This window comes from Mucilaginibacter boryungensis, from assembly GCF_015221995.1.
Taxonomy (GTDB): domain Bacteria; phylum Bacteroidota; class Bacteroidia; order Sphingobacteriales; family Sphingobacteriaceae; genus Mucilaginibacter; species Mucilaginibacter boryungensis.
This window is the reverse complement of sequence record NZ_JADFFM010000001.1, coordinates 1,612,304-1,633,941: the sequence shown is the minus strand read 5'-3', so window position 1 is coordinate 1,633,941 and position 21,638 is coordinate 1,612,304. Positions and strand designations below refer to the sequence as shown.

Below are 21,638 nucleotides of genomic sequence, written 5' to 3'. Positions count from 1 at the left end.
TAATCACCAATCAAGTGAATAGCTAATCGTTATTTCTTTTAACTATCAACAGTTTTTTCAGGAATATAACTATTTTTACAGTAATCAAACGCTTACACAATGTCAAACCCACTTATCAACCCTACCAAGGTAATTATACCGGTAGATGCAGCAATTGCCAAAACCACTCACTGGCGCAATTTCATGGCCGAGAATTTCCCTGAAACTGACGTTAAAGCACTGCCAAAAGCAGTTTACATTTCTAAATCGGACATTCAGGATATGGCCCGTTATTGCGAAGCCGATGATTCCATTTTGGGTGTCCGCGCGTATTTTACGCTGGAAAACGAGTTTAAGGAAGGTGAAAAGAACGAGGTAAAATTTATCATGGTATTGGTAAAAGATACCCCCGGCTATTATAACGGCCAGGACCTGTTGTATATCCCACCTGGCCTGGGTATGGAAGCCCTTTCGCCTGATGGTGGTGAGCTGGACGACTCGAACGTATACGACTTTACCCGTCCGTGCCCTGATTGCTGCGACCTGACAAGCCCGTTATTTAACGGAGGCGATGGCGCAAAGAAAAGATAAACTTAGCCATGTCATTATCCAACCTTTATCAGAGCATTATAGTGCCTGCAAGCACCTTGCTGCCTATTATTGCTGGATTAATTTGGTATAAAAAATTAAGTAAGCCGCTGCATACCCTGGTGGCTTACTTAATTATTGCATTGCTTATAAATATTGGCGGGATAATTATGGCACAGCTGCATAAAAATAACCTGCCGCTGCTGCATTTTTATACCATGTTTGAACTGCTGGCCGTAATGCTGTATTACAGGCATGCATTTAACACCAAACTGGCCAATAAATGGACAACTGTTATAATGATACTTTACCCGGTCTACTGTATCATTAACTTTACTTTTTTTCAAAGCATTTACCAGTTTAATACCTACACCCGCCCGCTGGAGGCTATTATAATTATTGTGTTTAGCGGTATTTACCTTAACAGTCAAAACACTTTTGAAAATAAGAAGATGATAAACAACGCCGGGCGCTGGGTAGCCAGCGGTTTCCTGTTGTATTTTTGCGGTTCGCTTTTCCAGTTTATCTTTTCAAATCTGATCAGTCACCATGCCAGTAAGCCCATAAAAATGCTGATCTGGAACCTGCACGATACCTTTGTGCTGATTATGTACATCTGTTTTTTCCTGGCCATAAAAAATGAACGAGGTAACAGATAATATTGACGTATTGGTGATTACGGCCATGATGTGCTCGTTCACCATCGTTATCTGTTTTTTAATTGTTATTTATCGCAAACAACTGGACGTTTTTCATCATAAAAGCGCCAATCAGGCCAAAAGTATTTTCTTAGCTACCATGAGCCACGAAATACGCACCCCGATGAATGGCGTATTAGGTATGGCATCGTTACTACAGGAAACCGAACTTGATGCCGAACAACAGGAATATATCCACGCTATAGTACACAGCGGTGAGGCGCTGATGAACGTAATAAACGATATCCTTGATTTCTCGAAGATCGAATCGGGCAAAATGGATATCGATATGCACGAGTTTAATTTGCGCGACTGTGTGGAAAATGTGCTGGAACTATTTGCAGGTAAAGCGGCCCATTCCAACCTTGATGTAATGTGCCGGATAGATGGCCGGTTGCCCGAATATATAATAGGTGATGGCCTGCGCCTGCGCCAGGTGCTGATAAACCTGGTAGGTAATGCCACTAAGTTTACCCGTAAGGGCGAAGTGTTTGTTGATGTAACGTTAATAAACCAACTCAATCCACAGCAAATTAACGTAGGGTTTGAAGTCAGGGATACCGGCATTGGTATTCCCGAGAATAAGATAGGCAAGCTGTTTAAAGCCTTTTCGCAGGTGGATACGGCTACTACCCGCAATTATGGCGGCACCGGCTTAGGGCTAACTATTTCCGACCGCCTGGTGACTTTAATGGGTGGTAATATTTCGGTTAAAAGTAAACAAGGCATAGGCAGCACATTTACATTTAACATTAAGTGTGGCCTGATTAATGAACAAAGGCCCCGGGAAGAAATAGCCGGGCTTTCAGCTATTGAAGGAAAGAAAATATTGGTTGTGGATGATAATGCCACCAGCCGAGATTTGTTGCATCAACAATTGCAGCACTTTAAGCTTCAGCCGGTAACAGCGGCTTCGGGGGCCGAAGCTTTAGAGATTTTAAAAGATAGGCAATTTGACGCCATATTAACCGACCTGCGCATGCCTGATATGGACGGGGTGCAACTAGCCTCGATAATAAAGTTAGATTATCCGCAAATACCCGTTATTCTGTTAGGCATTATTGGCGACGACAGCAAAAAGAAGCACCCCGATCTGTTTGCAGCGGTACTGAACAAACCTATTAAACAGGCCCAGTTAGCAAAATCGTTATTACTGGTATTAGAACACGAAGAATCAGCCACCTTGCATAAGGCCGAGGGCTTATTAAGCAAAACATTTGCAAAAAAATACCCTTTGCACATTATAGTTGCCGAAGACAACGAAATGAACCAACTGTTTATATTAAAAGTTCTTGACCGTTTGGGCTACAAACCTGCGTTGGCAAAAACCGGTACCGAAATAATCGGTTTATTGGCGCGTAAGTATTACGATCTGATATTAATGGATCTTCATTTACCTGAAATGGATGGGCTTGAAGCCACCCGTTATATCCGCGCACACAACAACAAACAACCCCGTATTGTTGCTATGACCGCCAGTGCCATGTTGGAAGACCGAGAAGCCTGCCTTAAAGCGGGTATGGATGATTATTTAACCAAACCAATGAAATTGGAAGCACTGATGCTGGTGCTAAAAGAAGCTGTGGTGTAAAATTTAAATTATTATGCGCATATTTATATTTTTATGCGTATATTTAAAAATATGAAAGCAAGGTTAAATTTAACTATAGACGAAACTACCTTAGCGGTTATAAAATCGTATGCTGAAGTAAAAAAGGTTAGCATATCAGCTTTGGTAGAGGATTATTTCAAAAACATTTCTACACCCGCCAAACATAAAAATATTATTGATTTGGTTGAACAGTTAAAAGCACCAAATATTTCATCTGATAAGGACTTAAAAAAAGATTTTTACGAAGACCAGGCACAGAAATATGGTTTTTAAAATATTTTTAGATGCAAATATTTTGCTCGATTTCCTGTTAAAAAAAGCAAATTACAATAACGCCAAAAACGTAATCGATTTAGCTATTAAGGGAAAAGCTAAAGCCTTTATAACACCTTCCATTGTTCATATTGTAGGTTATTGGCTTTCAAAAAGTTATGGAACAAAAACTGCAAAAGAATTACTTTTAACGCTGTTGATAGACGTTAATGTCATTGAAATTGATCACGAGATAACGCTGCTTGCACTACATTCAAAAATAGATGACATAGAGGATGCGCTACAATACTACACTGCTTTACACCACCAATTGGATTTCTTCATTTCGGAAGATAAGGTTTTTCAAAAATTATCAATGCCTACACTTCCGGTTGTTTCAGCCGAATATTTTCTGCAATATATCAATTAGCATACCCCTTTCAATAAATCGCGATCCTCCCCCCTTCTCTCAAAAAAGTTACATCCTCTTTCGCCCTGAATCCCTAAATTAGGCTTCAACTAAAACTCATCAAGCTTAATTTATTAATCATGACCTTTAAAACCTTTTATACATTGTGCGCGGCAATTATGCTGGGCGCGGTTACATTAAAAGCACAAACCATCCCTACGCCAAAACAGCATTTTGGTTTTGATATTGGCGATGATTATCAGCTGGCGAATTATACCCAAACCGAAGCTTTCTTTAAAAAGCTGGGCACATCGCCAAGGGCAAAGTATGTTGATATGGGTTTAACCGAAGAAGGCCGTCACCAGTTAATGCTGATCGTTTCATCGCCGGAGAACATTAAGAAGCTGGATCTTTACAAAGATATTTCCCGCAAACTGGCACGCGCCGAAGGATTAACTGATGCCGAAGCGCATAAACTGGCCCAACAAGGCAAAGCTGTAGTATGGATAGATGGCGGCCTGCACGCCAGCGAGGTTGTAGGCGCGCATCAGCTGATACAAACCGCTTATGACTTTGTTACCCGCACTGATGAGGAAACCATGCGCATATTGGATAAAGATATCATTCTGTTTGTGCATGCCAACCCTGATGGGCAGGAACTGGTAAGCAACTGGTATATGAGCGAAAAAGACCTTAAAAAACGCAACACCAGCACGCCGCGCCTATGGGAAAAATACATTGGGCACGATAACAATCGCGACTTTTATATGATGAATATGAAGGAAACGCAAAACATTACCCGCCAGCAATACCTGGAATGGTTGCCGCAAATTGTATATAACCACCACCAAACCGGCCCTGCCGGTACCGTGCTTTCGGGCCCACCCTACCGCGACCCGTTCAACTATGTATTCGACCCGCTGATGGTGACCAGCCTGGACGCTGTTGGCGCGGCCATGGTGAGCCGACTGAATCAGGAAGGCAAACCCGGTTATACTGAACGCCAGGGATCGGAATACTCAACCTGGTGGAACGGCGGCTTACGCACGGCCACTTATTTTCATAATATGATAGGCTTGCTTACCGAAATTATTGGCAGCCCTACCCCATCACGCATACCGCTGGTGCCCGACCGTTTAATACCGAACGGTTCTACCCCTTATCCCGTTACCCCGCAGGAATGGCACTTTAAACAATCGATAGATTATTCGGTATCCTTAAACTACGCCGTACTGAATTACGCGGCACGCAACGCCGATGAAATGCTATTCAACGCTTACCGTATGGGTAAAAATTCGATAGAGCGCGGCAGTAAAGACTACTGGACCTTATCACCAAAACGTATTGAACAAATAAATGCGGCGGCAAAAGCTGGCGATACTTCAACTGCTGGTCGTGGCGGTCGTGGTGGCGCAGTTACGCTGGGTGGCGCAGTTGGTTTTGGCCGCGGCGGTGTGGCTATGAAATATTACGATACCGTACTGAAAAACCCTGCCCTGCGCGATCCTCGTGGCTATATCATTCCTGCGGATCAGCCTGATTTCGCTACAGCAGTGCGATTTATTAATACCTGTATCCGCAGTGGTTTGCTGGTACAAAAAGCTACGGCAGCATTTACCGTTGCAGGTAAAAATTATCCGGCAGGCTCGTATATCTTAAAAACTAACCAGGCTTTCCGTCCCGAAGTGTTAGATAGGTTTGAACCACAGGACCATCCGAACGATTTTCAATATCCCGGGGGGCCGCCAATCCGCCCGTATGATATGACCGGCTGGACATTATCTTACCAAATGGGTGTTAAATTCGACCGTATCCTTGATGATTTCAACGGCCCTTTCAAAGCTATCCCTTACGGAGAAATACAACCTATGCCGTCCGTAATCACACCCGCCATAGCAAAAGGTTACCTTATCAGCGCTAAAGCAAATAACTCGTTCATAGCCATGAATGACTTGCTGAAAGCGGGCGCCCAGGTTTACCGCGTAACCAATGGCGGTGACTTTTATGTCCCTTACACTGCAGCGGCAAAAACTGTATTAGATAAAGATGCTGCGCAATGGGGTGTAAAGGCAACTGCTTCGGCAAAACCAAAAACGTTAACAGCAGTCAAAGCATCGCGTATTGCACTTTGGGATAACTATGGTGGTTCAATGGCATCAGGCTGGACACGCTGGATGTTTGAGCAATACCACTTCCCTTTCACCGTAGTTTACCCGCAGGAATTTGATGCCGGCGATCTGAAAAGCAAGTACGATGTCATCGTATTTGTAGGTGGCGCCATTCCTGGCGCCGGTGGCCGGGGCGGGCGCGGCGGTGGCGGCTTTGCAGGTTTCGGTCAGGAAAATGTACCTGCCGAATTCAGCAAAATGACAGGACGTATCACTGCTGAAAAAACTATCCCGCAACTAAAAGCATTTTTAGAAGCCGGTGGCAGCATAGTAACCATAGGTAGCAGCGCCAACCTGGCTTACCAGCTTAACCTGCCGGTGAAAAACGCCCTGGTTGATGCCAGCGGACAGCCACTGACCGGCGATAAATTCTACGTTCCCGGTGCGGTATTACGTGTAGCGGTTGATAATGCTCAGCCCGCAACCTATGGCATGGAAACAGAAGCCGATGTCCTTTACGATAACAGCCCCGCCTTTAAGCTGGATGCCGATGCCGCCAGCAGGGGCATAAAACCGCTGATGTGGTTTGCAACCGATAAACCGCTGCGCAGTGGCTGGGCATTCGGTCAGAAATATCTGAAAGATGATGTGACCGCCTTCCAGGCCAGCATAGGCAAAGGTAACCTGTACGTATTCGGCCCCGAGATCAACTTCAGGGCGCAATCGCACGGTACGTTTAAATTGTTGTTTAACGAGTTGTATACGCCAGCTAAGTAAGCGACATGTCATTTCGAACGAACCGGGTTGACTGCGATTTGGGGTGAGGAGAAATCTTATACGAGTGATAAGCAAATAGTATAAGATTTCTCCTCGTACCTCGTTCGAAATGACATGGTATCATATTCAAAACTTAACACCAATTCACCCAAACACCATATCTGTAAAAGTGAATTTTTAAAGAATAAAATTTGGTTTGGATAAATTATTTACGAAAAAATAAAATTATCTATTGACAAATTAAATTCTAACCGTATATTTACATCGTAAACAATAACAATGAATTTAAACAACGCATACTATTTTGGTTTCTACTTTTACTTTAGCGGTAAGAGCCGGGACTGATATATGCGATAAACGACATAAAACACAATCAGAAAGTCCCGGCCCAACAGCCGGGACTTTCTGCATTTAGCACACATATGAAACCAAAAAAACCAAGAGTTGCCATACAGGGCATCCGCGCCTCCTTTCACGAGGAAGCCGCATTCCGCTACTTTGGTGAGGATATTACCACCATTGAGTGTAACTCTTTTAAACAAACGTTTGAGGCTTTAAAGAATGGCGAAGCCGACTACGTGGTAATGGCTATAGAGAACAGCATTGCCGGCAGCATATTGCCTAACTACTCGCTGCTGTTAAGTTACAGTTTCCCGGTGGTTGGTGAGGTTTATCTACCCATACAGCTGCATCTGATGGCTTTGCCTGGAGTAAAGTTTGAGCAGATAAAATATGTAACCTCGCACCCTATCGCTATCCGCCAGTGTGTTGATTTTTTTGATGAATACCCGCACCTTAAAATTGTGGAAAGCAACGATACCGCTGCCTGCGCCAAACGTATCCGCGATGAGCAGTTAAAAGATACTGTGGCCATTGCCAACACGCTGGCCGCCAAACTATACGAACTGGATGTATTGGAGCGCCGGATAGAATCGAACAAAAAGAATTTTACCCGTTTCCTGATCCTTACCACGCACGAGAACGCGAAGGTTAACCGCCCTGATAAGGCGTCACTTTGTTTCCAGGTAAGTAACGAAGTGGGCGCGCTGGCCAAAGTGCTGAATATTTTTGCCGAACAAGGTATTAACATGAGCAAGATCCAAAGCATGCCGGTACTGGGTAAACCCAATGAGTATAACTTTTATGTGGATGTGGAATGGGATGATAACAAGAAATACGATACCACCATTAAACAGATATTAAAGTATACGCACAACTTTAATATCCTGGGCGAATATAAAAGGCATATAGAGGAGAGCCTTAACGACCGCCCGGCTAAAAAAACAGAAAAAACCAAAAGAAAATATATCGAAATTAAAAAATTAAGTAATCCCCAATAAAATACCAACACGATGAAATTAGATTTGAACATACAGCCTCTAAACAACTGGATCACCTCGGGCAAGCAGCCGTTAGTTATTGCCGGCCCGTGCAGCGCAGAGACGGAAGACCAGTTGGTGGCTACCGCGCATTTATTAGCTAAAACCGGCAAAATTACCGCTCTGCGTGCCGGCATATGGAAACCACGTACCCGCCCGGGCGAGTTTGAAGGCATTGGCAGCGTTGGCCTGAAATGGTTAGACCGCGCCAAGCAGGAAACAGGCTTGCCAACCGCTATTGAAGTGGCTACCGGTAAACATGTTGAGGAAGCTTTAAACGCCGGTGTAGATATCCTTTGGGTGGGTGCACGCTCAACCGTTAACCCTTTTACTGTACAGGAAATTGCCGATGCCCTGAAAGGCGTTGACATCCCGGTAATGGTTAAAAACCCGGTAAACCCCGATCTGTCTTTATGGATAGGCGCTTTAGAGCGTATCAATAACGCAGGTATTACTAAACTGGCGGCTATTCATCGTGGTTTCTCATCATTCGAGAAATCGGCTTTCCGTAACGAACCAATGTGGGATTTGGCTATCAGCCTTAAAACACATGCGCCTGAGTTGCCTATTATTAACGATCCAAGCCATATTTGCGGTAACCGCGATCTGATCCCTTACATTGCACAAAAAGCGCTTGACCTGGATATGCAGGGCTTGATGATAGAATCGCACATAGACCCTTCTGTAGCCTGGACCGACGCTAAACAACAAGTTACCCCATCGGCCTTAGCTGAATTGATTGATCGTTTAACATTGCGCAAAGCTGATGTTAGCAGCAAAGAATTGAGCAACAAACTTGATGAATTGCGTGACCAGATTGACAAAATTGACGACCTGGTATTCCAGAAAATGGCAGAACGGATGAAGGTGGTTGAAAAAATAGGTAATTACAAAAAAGAAAATAACATTACCATTTTGCAGGTTAACCGCTGGGACGAGATACTGAACAAACGCACCGCTTATGCCCGCGCTTTGAACCTGAATACAGATTTTGCTGAAAAATTATTAGAGTTAATGCACGCTGAATCTATCCGCAAGCAAACCGAAATTATGAGCAAAAGTCAGGCTGAAGGACAAGCACAGGAAAAGTTAACGCACGCGTAATTACTGATGAAACCAAACATCATCATATCTAAACCATCGTGTGTAAGCAAGGGGACTATCCAGCTCACCGGTTCGAAAAGCGAATGCAACCGCGCATTGGTTATTGAGGCGTTAAGCAAAGGCAAGGTAAAGGTGGATAACGTTTCCGATGCTGCCGATGCGGTGTTGCTGGCGGGAATACTGCGAAAGCCGAAAGTCGAAAGTTCAAAGTCGGAAGTATTTAATGGCTTAGAACTTACGACTCAAGACTTAAGAGTTGTCAACATCGGTCCTGCTGGCACAGCCATGCGTTTCCTTACAGCATATTTTACTTTGCAGGATGAGGAAGTGATCCTTACCGGCAGCGAGCGAATGAAGCAACGCCCTATTGGCGTGTTGGTTGATGCGTTGCAAGTTTTGGGTGCCGATATTAGCTACGAAGAGAACGAAGGCTTCCCGCCGCTTAAAATAGCCGGAAATATACAGCAGAAAACCGGGCGTATCAGTATCAAAGGCAATATCAGCAGTCAGTATATTACCGCGCTGCTTTTAATTGCCCCTAACCTGCCCTTGGGACTGGAACTGGAAATTGAAGGCGACCTGACATCGCGCCCGTATGTGGAAATGACTTTGGCTATGCTTCAACAAGCGGGCATTCAGCACAATTGGGCGGATAACGTGATCAGCATCGCCAAACAGGATTTTAAGGAAACCAGCATTTGGGTTGAACCAGATTGGAGCGCAGCATCGTACTGGTATGCCATTGCAGCCCTGAGTGATGAAGCCGACATTTTTCTACCCGGCCTTACCAGCTATAGCCTGCAAGGCGATAGCGTGATCACCGAGATTATGGCCAATTTTGGCATCACCTCGCAATTTAAAGATGGCGGCGTGCATTTAACCAGGGAGCCCAAACCGATCGTCCGCAAAATATTCGACCTGAAATCATGTCCTGATCTGGCGCAGACCGTGATTGTGGTATGTGCGGCTTTAGGTCACGAAGCTACCTTTACCGGACTGGAAACCCTGAAGATAAAAGAAACCGACCGCATTGCCGCCCTGCAAAACGAACTGGCTAAAATTGGCGTAAAGCTGATTGAAAAAGGTCAGGTGTATAAATTGGATTGCAGCGAAAAACAAATCCCCCAACGGGTATTGTTTAACACTTACGAGGACCATCGCATGGCTATGGCCTTCGCGCCGCTGGCTATTATCATCCCCGAGGTGGAGTTTGAAGATGCCAACGTGGTTGAAAAATCGTACCCGGCTTTTTGGACGGATCTGGAAAAGGTGGGATTTGTGGGGAAGATGAAGGGCGAAAGGTAAAAGGCTACCACCAATCCGTCATGCTGAACTTGTTTCAGCATCCCATTTTGCAAGTACTTTTACTTAACTATGCATGTGGGATGCCGAAACAAGTTCGGCATGACGAGATAGATAAAACTTCGTCATTGCGAGCGATAGCGTGGCAATCTCGTAGCATGCATATCATCAGCTACGAGATTGCCACGTCGCTCCGCTCCTCGCAATGACATAAATAATGTATAACTTAGAACTTAACAATCGGTGAAATCAAACAACATCGGTGAAATCAATACTTAACAATGGCTGGCAATTCATTCGGGCAATTATTCAGGATAACAACATTTGGCGAATCGCATGGCGAGGCTATCGGGGTAATTATTGATGGCTGCCCCGCGCAACTGGACGTTGACCTGGAATACATACAGGGCGAACTGGATAAACGCAAACCTGGCCAGAGTAAAATTACTACCCAGCGCAAAGAAAGCGATACAGTAAAAATACTTTCGGGTGTGTTTGAAGGTAAAACTACGGGTACACCTATTGCCATGATCATCCCTAACGAGGATCAGCGGTCTAAAGATTACAGCCATAACACTAATGTATTCCGTCCATCGCATGCGGATTATACCTATCAAACCAAATACGGCATCCGTGACCATCGGGGTGGCGGACGATCATCGGCCCGGGAAACCGCGGCGCGTGTAGCGGCAGGAGCGCTGGCTAAACTGTTATTAAAAACCCAGGGCATTGAAATTGTAGCCCATGTGAGCAGTGTTGGTAAAATTGACGCACCAAACGTATTTATAGACGATGCTAACGACTTTATTGCCGAGCGCGAGAAGAACATTGTCCGCTGCGCCGACCCGGCTACAGCCGAAGAAATGATTGAATTTATTGATGGCGTACGCAAAGCCGGCGATACGGTTGGCGGCAAAGTAAGCTGTTATATAAAAAATTGCCCGGTAGGTTTAGGCGACCCGGTATTTGATAAGTTGCATGCAGATTTAGGCAAGGCTATGCTGAGCATCAACGCTGTACATGGTTTTGAATTTGGTTCGGGCTTTAGTGGCAGCGAAATGCTGGGGTCTGAACATAATGATATTTTCCTTTCCGGCGATGAAGGCATCCACACACTTACTAATTTTTCCGGTGGTATACAGGGCGGTATCAGTAATGGTATGCCTTTAGAATTCCGCGTGGCGTTTAAACCCGTGGCTACCATTATGCATAACCAGCAAACGGTAGACAGCGAAGGCAATGCGGCCGAAATATCCGGCAAAGGCCGCCATGACCCATGCGTTGTACCACGTGCTGTGCCTATCGTTGAAGCTATGGCTGCACTGGTATTGGCCGATCATTGGATGAGGAACAAGGTGGTGAAGTTGCAGTAATAATTCGGATTTCGATGTTCGATTTCGGAATTATGAATAAGTAAAATGGCTGCTTGTAATCAAGCAGCCATTTTACTTATTCACAGTTTGTCATTGCGAGGAGCGTAGCGACGTGGCAATCTCGTAGTATTGATTTGCAACCTACGGGATTGCCACGCTATCGCTCGCAATGACAGATCTTTCAAATCCGAAATTAAGCCGATATGGCATTAATAATATCGTACTGTGTAATGATCTCGATCTTCCCATTTTCATCTTCAACAAGTACGGCGATGTTATCTTTATTGATCATTGCTGAGATACGGTCGATAGAGGTGTTCAGATCGATAAATGGGAACGGATTTGATGAAATAACTCTGATGGGCTGAGATTTCAGCGAGGGGTTTTCCAGCAGGGCATCCAAAATAGCGCTTTCGGTTATTTTACCTACTATCATCCCTTTTTGAGTTACCGGTATCTGCGATATATTTAACGATTTGATAATATTGATAGCCTCCAATACGGTTTTCTCCATATCAATGGTTACAATCTCCTGGCTATCCTTTTTGGCTATAATATCCCGGGCTGTCAGTTTTTCATCTTTCAGGAAGCCACGGTCGCGCAACCAGTCGTCGTTATACATTTTGCCCAGGTAACGGGTGCCATGGTCGGGGAATATCACTACAACTACATCACCCTCCTTAAAACGGTCTTTCATTTGCAGCACGCCTGCAATTGCAGAACCTGTAGAGTTACCGGCAAAGATGCCCTCTTTGCGGGCAATTTCGCGGGTCATTAATGCTGCGTCTTTATCGGTTACTTTTTCAAAGTGGTCAATCAGGCTAAAGTCTACGTTTTGCGGCAGGAAATCCTCGCCTATGCCTTCAGTGATATACGGGTATATCTCGTTCTTATCAAACTCGCCGGTCTCCTTATACTTTTTGAACACCGAGCCGTAAGTATCAATACCTAACACCTGAATGTTTGGGTTTTGTTCTTTCAGATACCTTGCAGTGCCCGATATAGTCCCGCCCGTGCCTACGCCTACCACTAGGTGGGTAATTTTGCCTTCAGTCTGTTCCCAAATCTCGGGGCCAGTTTGCTCGTAATGCGCCTGCGAGTTAGAAAGGTTATCGTACTGGTTAGGCTTCCACGAATTTGGCACTTCGCGCTCTAAACGTGATGATACCGAGTAATATGAACGCGGGTCTTCCGGCTCAACGTTAGTTGGGCAAACAATTACCTCGGCGCCAAAGGCACGCAAGGCGTCAAACTTTTCCTTTGATTGCTTATCGGTACTGGTGAAAATACATTTATATCCTTTAATAACAGCCGCAATAGCCAAGCCCATACCGGTATTGCCCGATGTACCTTCAATAATAGTACCGCCTGGTTTTAGTTTGCCGCTTTTTTCGGCATCTTCAATCATTTTCAGCGCCATACGGTCTTTAATAGAGTTCCCGGGATTGGTAGTTTCTATTTTAGCCAGCACTGTTGCAGGGATATCTTTGGTGATCTTGTTCAGCTTCACCATTGGCGTATGGCCTATTGTTTCAAGGATATTATTGTACCACATTGTTATAAAATTAATGGATGACCATTTGTAATGATCATCCATCTGCGAAGGTCTAAATTTTATCTATTAATTTAGTAGATTATTTGTAAAAAACTATTCTACCATGATGTCATTTCGACCAGCGGGAGAAATCTTCTACATGAGGATATTTCGCCTTTAGAAGATTTCTCCTCGTTCCTCGTTCGAAATGACATATCTTTTCTATGTATTAAAACCTCAAGTGCTTAACGGTTAACCCATTATTTATCAGCTGTTTTAACGATTCGATGCCTATGCGTAAGTGGGTTTCTACATATTGTTCGGTAACTTTCGAATCGCTCTCGGCAGTTTTAACACCCTCTGGAATCATCGGCTGGTCGGAAACCAACAGCAGGGCGCCGGTTGGTATCTTATTGGCAAAGCCTGTAGTGAATATGGTGGCTGTTTCCATATCTACCGCCATGGCCCGCAGGGTTTTTAAGTATTTTTTGAAATCCTTATCATGTTCCCAAACACGGCGGTTAGTGGTATAACAAGTACCAGTCCAGTAATCGCGGCCAAAATCGCGCATGGTGGTTGAAATAGCTTTTTGCAGCGCAAACGCGGGCAATGCGGGCACTTCTGCCGGCATATAATCATTCGATGTACCTTCGCCCCTTATGGCCGCAATAGGCAGTATCAGGTCGCCTACATTGTTCTTTCTTTTCAATCCTCCGCATTTGCCTAAAAATATCACAGCTTTGGGATGTATGGCCGTCAGCAGGTCCATCACGGTTGCCGCAACCGAGCTGCCCATACCAAAGTTAATAATGGTAATGCCGTTGGCCGTTACGCTTTGCATTGGTTTATCTAAACCCATTATCGGGGCATTATCGTTCCACTCCGAAAACATGGTTAGGTACTTGGAAAAATTGGTGAGGATAATATAGCTCCCAAAATCATCCAGCGGCCGGCCGGTATAACGCGGCAGCCAATTGGCCACTATACTTTCCTTGGTTTTCAATCCCGATTTTACCGGCGATGTTACTTCCTTCACTTTCGGAAATTCGTTTTTAATTGCGTCTTTTTTTACGTCTTTTTCTTCGTTCATAATTTTTCTCTCCTAATCCTCCCGTTCAGAGGATTTAATTATTTATTTTTATTTATTATTATTCGTTTTGTTTAAAGCCGCCTATGGTAATTATTCAAACTATACTGTTTTTTATTGCTTTTTAGCCGACTTAAGTATGCCGCCGTACCAAAAGTCCGGATACAACAAACCCCGGCGTTTCACCAGGGTTTCTTATGCTTGCATAGCAAATGTACGATTTTTTACTGATATATTATATTAAGCTACCTTTAATTTTTTAATATCTGATTTTTCAAACTTGTCCAGCGCATAATCTAAGGTTACTACTAATCGCTTGATATCCTTTTTGCTTGGGAATTCGAACATGGCATCTATCATTATTGCTTCGCAGATTGAGCGCAGGCCACGGGCACCTAATTTAAACTCCATTGCTTTATCAACAATAAAATCAAGCACATCATCTTCAAATTCCAACTTAACACCCTCATATTCAAATAGTTTCTTGTACTGTTTCAATAACGAGTTTTTAGGCTCGGTAAGGATATTGTGCAGGGCTTCCCTATCTAAGGGGTTCAAATATGTCAGTACGGGCAAGCGGCCTATTAATTCGGGGATTAACCCAAATGATTTCAGATCCTGCGGAGTGATGTATTTGTACAGGTTTTTTATGTCAATATCGCCGCCTTCATCGCGTTTCATACGATAACCAACGGTTTGTGTACGCAAACGGCTGGCTATCTTCTTATCGATACCATCAAATGCGCCACCGCAAATAAACAGGATGTTACTGGTATTAACCGATATCATTTTCTGATCGGGGTGCTTACGTCCGCCTTGTGGTGGTACGTTTACCATCGTGCCTTCCAGTATTTTCAGTAAAGCCTGTTGCACACCTTCGCCCGATACGTCGCGAGTGATGCTGGCGTTATCGCTTTTACGGGCAATTTTATCAACTTCATCAATATAAACAATGCCTTTTTCGGCAGCGGTTACATCGTAATCGGCGCTTTGCAGTAAACGGGTTAATATACTTTCAACATCTTCGCCCACATAACCTGCTTCTGTAAGTACAGTAGCATCGCAAATGCAAAACGGAACGTTCAATATTTTAGCTATAGTTTTGGCAAGTAGGGTTTTACCTGTACCGGTTTCGCCCACCATTACAATGTTCGATTTTTCTATCTCTACATCGTCTTTTTCAACCCGCTGGTTCAAACGTTTGTAGTGATTATATACAGCTACAGAAAGGATTTTTTTTGCATCATCCTGGCCAATAACATATTGATCAAGATGCGATTTAATTTCGGCTGGTTTTAACATGGAAGGTGTGGAAGGCGAAGATTTCACCTTGCGTATCTTTAACTCTTCCGCCAAAATCTCGTTAGCCTGGTTAACGCATTTATCGCAGATATGCGCGTCTAACCCCGCTATCAGCATCAGGGAATCCTGTTTACCGGCACCGCAAAAAGAGCACCTGATTTCCTTGCTGTTCTTTGTCATCTTAAAATAGTGTTTAACAAATTTATATAAATGTTGATTAATATACAATAATAAAGAGCAAATGGTTTCATTTGCTCTTTATTACTTATATTATTTAATTATTTTTCGCTGCTCGAGCGTAAGATCTCATCAACCATACCAAATTCTTTTGCTTCTTCAGCAATCATCCAATGGTCACGGTCGGATGCATCCCAAACTTTCTCGTAAGGTGTTCCGCTATGTTTTGAAATGATCTCGTATAGCTCTTTTTTCAGTTTAGCGATCTCGCGCGCGGTGATCTCGATATCTGATGCCTGGCCCTGCGCACCACCCATCGGTTGGTGTATCATTACCCTTGAGTGTGGCAAAGCGGCGCGTTTACCATCGGCGCCGGCACATAATAATACCGCAGCCATTGAGGCAGCCATACCTGTACAAATAGTAGCTACATCATTTGATATAAACTGCATGGTATCGTAAATACCCAAACCTGCATAAACCGAACCTCCCGGCGAGTTGATATAGATCTGGATATCGCGTTTTGAATCGGTAGATTGAAGGAATAATAACTGCGCCTGTATAATGTTAGCGATATTCTCGTAGATAGCATCGCCTAAAAATATGATACGGTCGATCATTAAGCGCGAGAATACATCTATTGCCTGGTAAGGCATCGGGCGTTCCTCAATCACATAAGGCGTCATGCCGGTAATAATACCTTGTGGCATATTGCCCCTATCAAATGTTGATATAAATTTATCTACAGCAAGGCTGTTAATGCGGTGGTGCTTTACCGCGTATTTTCTGAATTCGTCTTTATTGATATTATCCATTTTGTGGTTTTTTTATGGGTTTTTAAGCCCGGTAAATATAGTTTTTAGTTGAATATGATATAACGCATAAGGTTTGCCTAAAGTAAAATTATTTGTACAAAAAAAGCAACCCGTTGAGAGTTGCTTTTTGGTGAATTTTAAGTTTGAAGTCTTTAGTCGAAAGTCTTCAGTCTCCTTATTACTTTCGTCTTTAAACTTTTGACTTTACGACTTAAGCTGAAAGCTTAGAAAACTCGGTATGCGTAATTGCTTTCTTATCTAAAGTAATTACGTTTTTAATGTAATCGATCACTTTAGCGCCTTTTACTTCGTCGAATATACGGTTAGCATTTTCCTTGTTCTGTAAAAACTGAACAGTGTATTGCGCTAACTGATCTTCGGCTAAAGGCTGCGGGCTGTACATGCGAAATTGTGCATCTAAACGCGCTTTAGCCATTTCAAAAACATCCGAATATTCAATTTTAATATCGTTGTCTTTCATGATCTTGTTACCGATCAGCGTCCATTTCAGGTTTTTTGCAAAATCGTTGTAACCGCCTTCCAACTCTTCTTCGCTTATTTTCTCGTTAGTTGCTTTTAACCAGCGTTTCAAAAACTCATCAGGCAATTCAAAGTTAATTTTGTTAACCGCATAATTATAAATGTCGTTTTGCAGTTTGCGTTCCGAATCCTGCGCCATCATCATTTCAATCTCTTCGGTAACCTTAGCTTTAAAACCCGCTTCGTCTGTAACAACACCTTCACCAAATAATTTATCAAAGAACTCCTGGTTCAAATCCGCCTCGTCTAAACGGTTAACGTTTTTAACGGTAAGGCTGAAATTTGATTTTACCTCTGCGGCAGTTTCCTCATCAATACCTAAAACACCTGCAATTTTTGCCGCGTCTTTATTGTAAGCTTTCTGCACGTCCAGGGTAACCACATCTCCTTTTTTCAGGCCGATCAGTGATTTTTTAACCTTCGCATCCTGCACTTGGTCTAAACGGATAGAACCTGTATGCTCAATTCCTCCTTCAAAAACAGAACCATCTGGCGAAAGTTGTTTCAATTCAGCATAAAGCACGTCATCATCTGCCGATACGTCAGGATTTGACATTTTGCCATAGCTTTTGCGCAGGTTTTTAATACGGGCATCTAACGTTTCGTCATCAACTTTAATTTCGTATTGTGTTACTTTATCTTTTGATGAAAAGTCAATAGCAAAATCTGGCGCCAGGCCTACTTCATAATTAAATTCGAAGTTATCGGCAAAATCCCAATTATATTCTTTACTGTCATCCATTTGCGGCAGTGGTTGACCTAATACTTCCAGTTGCTGCTCGTTCAGGTAATTATTCAGGGTATCTGATAACAGGTTATTGATCTCGTCAACTAAAATGCTTTTACCATACATGCGTTTAATATGCGCAGCAGGCACCATACCCGGACGAAAACCTGGTATTTTTGCTTTTTTAGCCTGATCCTTAATTGCTTTTTCAACACGTGGCTGATAATCGGCAGGGTCGATATTGATCTTAATAACTGCGTTCAGGTTGTCCTTCTTTTCCTGTGAGATGTTCATCTTTTATGCGGTGTAATTATTACATAACAGGCACAACAATGGTAAAAAATATACCTTGTACCACTAATTTTAGAGGCGCAAAGGTATAAATATTTTTTTAGATGAGCAGTTAATTTGTATGTCGATTTGCAACCATTGCTAAATTTACCTAATAAGGGTTAAATTTCCGGTTATCCCATTTTGACAGCCTGGTTTTTTAGTATCTATAATATAATAGTATGTACCTGCAGGTAAATTAACACCGTTCAGTTTACCGTTAAAGGGCTGAGCATAATTAATAGCATGATAAACGCGGCTGCCTGTGCGATCAAACACTGATACCTCTGTACCTGGATATTGATCAAGCCCTATAATGTTCCAGGTATCGTTAATGCCGTCATTATTGGGTGTAAATGCATTCGGAAAACTAACGCCGGGATTAACTACCATTATCACTACCTTCCCCAATGGGCTTATACAAATGCCGTTTACCGCGCCAATATAATAGGTACTGGTTTCATTTATTTTACGCGTAAAATACCCTGTTTTTGCACTATCTATCAAGTTCTTTTCATCATCATACAGATAATAGTATGCATCTTTATCCTGGTTTTTAACACTTAAGGCTACATTAGCAGGTAAGCATATTTTCATATCATCCAATACAGGGGCGGATGCCGCTGATACACTATCAGGAATTATGAATGTAACTGTTTGTGTTTTGCAGCCATTCGCATTTATACCATAATAAGTATATTTTCCGGCAGCTACACCGGCTAAATAAGTTAAACCCTGAGGTACCCTGTTACCATTATTATCAAACCAGAAATTACCTGTACCGGGTGGTGCAAAAACAGATGGCGGCGGCCCTCCGGTAAATTTTAAACCGGTAATGGTACCTACCGCCCTGCCGCATATGTCGGTATGTATAACCACCTCCCTTGTATCAACCTTAAAATCATTTATACCTATAGTAAAGGATAGTAATTTTGTAACACAGCCGTCGCTCCCCGCCGTCCTAATGATATAATTGCCGGGCAATAGATCGGTAATTTTAATCCTTGTACTGTCAACCGGTGAATAAAAAATCCCTCCGCTGTTAACTTCCTTTCCCGTAGGGGTGGTTAAAGAATATTGATACCCTGGAGAATTTGATTTCATATCAAATGTTGCCTGGAACATCCCTGTGCCTTTACAATCAGAATTCGTTATGCTATACGCGGTCATAACAGGTGCGGAAGGGCCCAGTGGTATGGTATAAGTTGACTGCCTGAAACACCCACCGTTGTTAGATGCAATTAGCTTATAAGTGCCCGCATTAACATTTAACAAATCTTTTGTGTTGGCTATAGTGCTATTATCTGTTGTATCTATCCAAAGGTAACTTGTTGCGTTTTTAATTGTAATGTTTGTTATACTTCCATTTATAACATTACACGCCGGCGAAGAAATTACTGTAGTGGTATTATCTATAACTATAGGATTTAATTCTACAATAGTAACATTTAATACAGCAGCGGGGCATTTCGAATCATCTTTTAAAGTTAACTTATAAGTACCGGCTGGTACGTCTGTAAGATCGGGGGCCGAACCAACAACCGCATTACTACTATCATACCAGGTATAAACAAGGGTACCAGTTCCGGTACCCTGTATACCGGTAATAGCACCGGTACCTCCTTTACAATCGCTGGGTGTGACGATCATTTTGCTATAGTCTAATTGCGGGCAATCAAAACTGAAACCCGTTTCCATCCGTAAATACCCGTACGTTTTGCAATGATCAGCGCTAAGTACAAATTGCTTTAACGCCAACAAAAAAACTAAAATCAATATTAATGCCCTTATCCTCATAGCCGCCTACCTGATCAATGTTATATTTCCTGTTATCCCGTTTTGACAGCCTGGCTTTTTGGTGTCGATAATATAATAGTATGCACCTGCAGGTAAATTTGCCCCGTTCAGTCTACCATCAAAGGGCTGGGTATAATTGATAGCATGGTAAACACGGCTGCCTGTACGATCAAACACTGATACCTCTGTTCCGGGATATTGGTCTAACCCTGTTATATTCCACACATCATTAATACCATCATTATTAGGTGTAAAAGTATTGGGGAAACTTACGCCGGGGTTAACTACTTTAACAGTGATCTTTCCCAGTGGACTAACACAAATGCCGTTTACCGCGCCAACATAAAAAGTGCTGGTTTCGTTTACCTGATGTATAAAATAACCGGTTTTGGCACTGTCAATTAAATTCTTGTCGGCATCATATAAATAATAATGTGCATCAACATCCTGATTTTTTACACTAAGTGCAACCTTTGCAGGCAGGCACAATTTAATATCATCTAAAACCGGTGCAGATGCAGCCGATACGCTATCCGGCATAAATATGCGTGCGCTGGCACTCACGCAGCCATCATAATTCACTGCATAAACAGTATACCACGCTGACGGAACTCCGGCTAAATAATTCCCTTTAAAAGATAATTGCTTGCCTGTACTATCCTTCCAAAAATACCCATGATTGGGGTTCGGGTCTATAAGTCTTGATAGCGGGGCAGGGCCACCGGTGACCCCAATGTTTACTATTGTTCCGGTATTTTTACCGCACACATTGGGTTTAATAACCATTTTGCTAACGTCAATCTTATATTCTGGATGCTCAATGGTGAACTTCAGTAAAGTCATAACGCATCCGCTTGGCCCTACTGTTGCTAATGTATAAGTACCAGCCCGTAAACCAGGTAAAGGTGGTGATTTGGCGTCTATTGTTATTCGTGTCGAATCCTGTGGTGAGTAGGCCAAACCACCGGCAAACACTTCTTTGCCATTGGTATCAGAAATACTGTACTGATATAGAGGATCACCCGGTTTCATATCAAATGTTGCATGAAATAAACCTGATGGCCCGCAATCAGCCGGGCCTATACTGTAGCTAACAAGTGTGGGCGCCAAATTATCGCTCCCGATAGTGTATTTGGATTGTTTGAAACAACCTGCTGTATTAGAGGCTGTAAATATATAATCTCCAGGGGCAGCGTTTAACAAATCTTTAGTGCTTGCCACCACGGTATAGCTGCTGTTTAGCCACTGGTAACCTGTTGCATTTTTTACCGTGATGTTAGTAATGCTGCCATTGGCTGTATTACAGGCTGGGGTAGTTATTATTGTTGTGCTATTATCAATTATAATTGGGTTTAATTCAGGTATTATAAATGTTAACGACGCAGCCGGGCACTTGCTCTCATCTTTTAAAACCAACCGGTATTGCCCGGCTGGCACATCTGTTAAATCGGGTTGCGAGCCAACCGCCTTACCAGTACTATCATACCAGGTATATACCAGGTTACCTGTTCCGGTACCTTGTATACCGGTAATTGCACCTGTCCCCCCCTTGCAATCGCTGGCGGTGACAATTTTATGGCTATCATCTAACTGTGGGCAATCAAAAATATGCTTGTTAACCGGCTTCATTATTTTTGCTTCCAACTCTCCTGATTTCATGCTCAGGCCTGCTATCACCACGAAAAAGACAATTACTAATAAACCATACTTTTTCATATGCAACCGTATGATGCTATAACAACCCGAAT

General features: G+C 43.1%; 17 protein-coding genes. 10 read left to right on the top strand and 7 right to left on the bottom strand.

The genetic code is table 11. The features are described from left to right. Positions 1-99 precede the first annotated feature (99 nt). The 10 genes from IRJ18_RS06910 to aroC all read left to right on the top strand — a co-directional run bounded on the left by IRJ18_RS06910 (position 100) and on the right by aroC (position 11,581). Positions 100-570 (top strand): hypothetical protein, encoded by a 471-nt coding sequence (locus IRJ18_RS06910; protein ID WP_194105457.1) that lies wholly within the window; start codon positions 100-102, stop codon positions 568-570. 8 nt (positions 571-578) lie between these two features. Further along, entirely contained in the window at positions 579-1,226 is a 648-nt protein-coding gene (locus IRJ18_RS06905; protein WP_194105456.1) for a hypothetical protein, read from the top strand. Then, a complete protein-coding gene (locus tag IRJ18_RS06900; protein ID WP_194105455.1) occupies positions 1,207-2,856 on the top strand; it encodes a response regulator in 1,650 nt (549 codons plus the stop codon). Before IRJ18_RS06905 ends, IRJ18_RS06900 begins: the two co-directional genes overlap by 20 nt. Positions 2,857-2,907: 51 nt before the next feature. Continuing rightward, entirely contained in the window at positions 2,908-3,150 is a 243-nt protein-coding gene (locus IRJ18_RS06895) for a DUF6364 family protein (protein ID WP_194105454.1), read from the top strand. Further along, positions 3,140-3,559, top strand: coding sequence for a type II toxin-antitoxin system VapC family toxin (locus IRJ18_RS06890; protein WP_194105453.1), 420 nt, complete (start codon positions 3,140-3,142; stop codon positions 3,557-3,559). Before IRJ18_RS06895 ends, IRJ18_RS06890 begins: the two co-directional genes overlap by 11 nt. Before the next feature lie 119 nt (positions 3,560-3,678). After that, positions 3,679-6,423: a M14 family metallopeptidase gene (locus tag IRJ18_RS06885; RefSeq protein WP_194105452.1), complete on the top strand. Its 2,745-nt coding sequence runs from the start codon at positions 3,679-3,681 to the stop codon at positions 6,421-6,423. 422 nt (positions 6,424-6,845) lie between these two features. Beyond that, entirely contained in the window at positions 6,846-7,763 is a 918-nt protein-coding gene (locus tag IRJ18_RS06880; protein WP_194105451.1) for a prephenate dehydratase, read from the top strand. A 12-nt stretch (positions 7,764-7,775) separates the two neighbouring features. Then, positions 7,776-8,906: a chorismate mutase gene (locus IRJ18_RS06875; RefSeq protein WP_194105450.1), complete on the top strand. Its 1,131-nt coding sequence runs from the start codon at positions 7,776-7,778 to the stop codon at positions 8,904-8,906. A 6-nt stretch (positions 8,907-8,912) separates the two neighbouring features. Then, positions 8,913-10,211, top strand: coding sequence for a 3-phosphoshikimate 1-carboxyvinyltransferase (aroA, locus tag IRJ18_RS06870; protein WP_194105449.1), 1,299 nt, complete (start codon positions 8,913-8,915; stop codon positions 10,209-10,211). A 278-nt stretch (positions 10,212-10,489) separates the two neighbouring features. Beyond that, a complete protein-coding gene (aroC, locus tag IRJ18_RS06865; RefSeq protein WP_194105448.1) occupies positions 10,490-11,581 on the top strand; it encodes a chorismate synthase in 1,092 nt (363 codons plus the stop codon). A gap of 193 nt (positions 11,582-11,774) precedes the next feature. Here aroC and IRJ18_RS06860 read toward each other — a convergent pair whose 3' ends face one another. From IRJ18_RS06860 to IRJ18_RS06830, 7 genes are all read right to left on the bottom strand, one after another. Next, positions 11,775-13,136: a cystathionine beta-synthase gene (locus IRJ18_RS06860; RefSeq protein ID WP_194106663.1), complete on the bottom strand. Its 1,362-nt coding sequence runs from the start codon at positions 13,134-13,136 to the stop codon at positions 11,775-11,777. A 208-nt stretch (positions 13,137-13,344) separates the two neighbouring features. Further along, a complete protein-coding gene (locus IRJ18_RS06855; protein ID WP_194105447.1) occupies positions 13,345-14,205 on the bottom strand; it encodes an AMP nucleosidase in 861 nt (286 codons plus the stop codon). Positions 14,206-14,442: 237 nt separating this feature from the next. Next, positions 14,443-15,684: an ATP-dependent Clp protease ATP-binding subunit ClpX gene (gene clpX / locus IRJ18_RS06850; RefSeq protein WP_194105446.1), complete on the bottom strand. Its 1,242-nt coding sequence runs from the start codon at positions 15,682-15,684 to the stop codon at positions 14,443-14,445. A 98-nt stretch (positions 15,685-15,782) separates the two neighbouring features. Further along, entirely contained in the window at positions 15,783-16,496 is a 714-nt protein-coding gene (locus IRJ18_RS06845; protein ID WP_194105445.1) for an ATP-dependent Clp protease proteolytic subunit, read from the bottom strand. Between the two features lie 211 nt (positions 16,497-16,707). Next, the gene (tig, locus tag IRJ18_RS06840; protein WP_194105444.1) at positions 16,708-18,057 is read right to left on the bottom strand and encodes a trigger factor; all 1,350 of its coding nucleotides are present in this window, start codon (positions 18,055-18,057) and stop codon (positions 16,708-16,710) included. A gap of 144 nt (positions 18,058-18,201) precedes the next feature. Next, a complete protein-coding gene (locus IRJ18_RS06835; protein WP_194105443.1) occupies positions 18,202-19,791 on the bottom strand; it encodes a gliding motility-associated C-terminal domain-containing protein in 1,590 nt (529 codons plus the stop codon). 105 nt (positions 19,792-19,896) lie between these two features. Then, complete coding sequence (locus IRJ18_RS06830) at positions 19,897-21,606, bottom strand: gliding motility-associated C-terminal domain-containing protein (RefSeq protein WP_194105442.1); 1,710 nt, start codon at positions 21,604-21,606, stop codon at positions 19,897-19,899. Positions 21,607-21,638 lie beyond the last annotated feature (32 nt).

Bases quoted from the DNA above. Each gene is read 5' to 3' on its own strand.
- IRJ18_RS06905 (WP_194105456.1), top strand. From the start codon at position 579: ATGTCATTATCCAACCTTTATCAGAGCATTATAGTGCCTGCAAGCACC.
- aroA (WP_194105449.1), top strand. From the start codon at position 8,913: ATGAAACCAAACATCATCATATCTAAACCATCGTGTGTAAGCAAGGGG.
- IRJ18_RS06830 (WP_194105442.1), bottom strand. From the start codon at position 21,606: ATGAAAAAGTATGGTTTATTAGTAATTGTCTTTTTCGTGGTGATAGCA.
- aroC (WP_194105448.1), top strand. From the start codon at position 10,490: ATGGCTGGCAATTCATTCGGGCAATTATTCAGGATAACAACATTTGGC.
- clpX (WP_194105446.1), bottom strand. From the start codon at position 15,684: ATGACAAAGAACAGCAAGGAAATCAGGTGCTCTTTTTGCGGTGCCGGT.
- IRJ18_RS06880 (WP_194105451.1), top strand. From the start codon at position 6,846: ATGAAACCAAAAAAACCAAGAGTTGCCATACAGGGCATCCGCGCCTCC.
- IRJ18_RS06855 (WP_194105447.1), bottom strand. From the start codon at position 14,205: ATGAACGAAGAAAAAGACGTAAAAAAAGACGCAATTAAAAACGAATTT.
- IRJ18_RS06875 (WP_194105450.1), top strand. From the start codon at position 7,776: ATGAAATTAGATTTGAACATACAGCCTCTAAACAACTGGATCACCTCG.
- IRJ18_RS06910 (WP_194105457.1), top strand. From the start codon at position 100: ATGTCAAACCCACTTATCAACCCTACCAAGGTAATTATACCGGTAGAT.
- IRJ18_RS06890 (WP_194105453.1), top strand. From the start codon at position 3,140: ATGGTTTTTAAAATATTTTTAGATGCAAATATTTTGCTCGATTTCCTG.
- IRJ18_RS06900 (WP_194105455.1), top strand. From the start codon at position 1,207: ATGAACGAGGTAACAGATAATATTGACGTATTGGTGATTACGGCCATG.
- IRJ18_RS06845 (WP_194105445.1), bottom strand. From the start codon at position 16,496: ATGGATAATATCAATAAAGACGAATTCAGAAAATACGCGGTAAAGCAC.
- IRJ18_RS06895 (WP_194105454.1), top strand. From the start codon at position 2,908: ATGAAAGCAAGGTTAAATTTAACTATAGACGAAACTACCTTAGCGGTT.
- IRJ18_RS06835 (WP_194105443.1), bottom strand. From the start codon at position 19,791: ATGGAAACGGGTTTCAGTTTTGATTGCCCGCAATTAGACTATAGCAAA.
- tig (WP_194105444.1), bottom strand. From the start codon at position 18,057: ATGAACATCTCACAGGAAAAGAAGGACAACCTGAACGCAGTTATTAAG.
- IRJ18_RS06885 (WP_194105452.1), top strand. From the start codon at position 3,679: ATGACCTTTAAAACCTTTTATACATTGTGCGCGGCAATTATGCTGGGC.
- IRJ18_RS06860 (WP_194106663.1), bottom strand. From the start codon at position 13,136: ATGTGGTACAATAATATCCTTGAAACAATAGGCCATACGCCAATGGTG.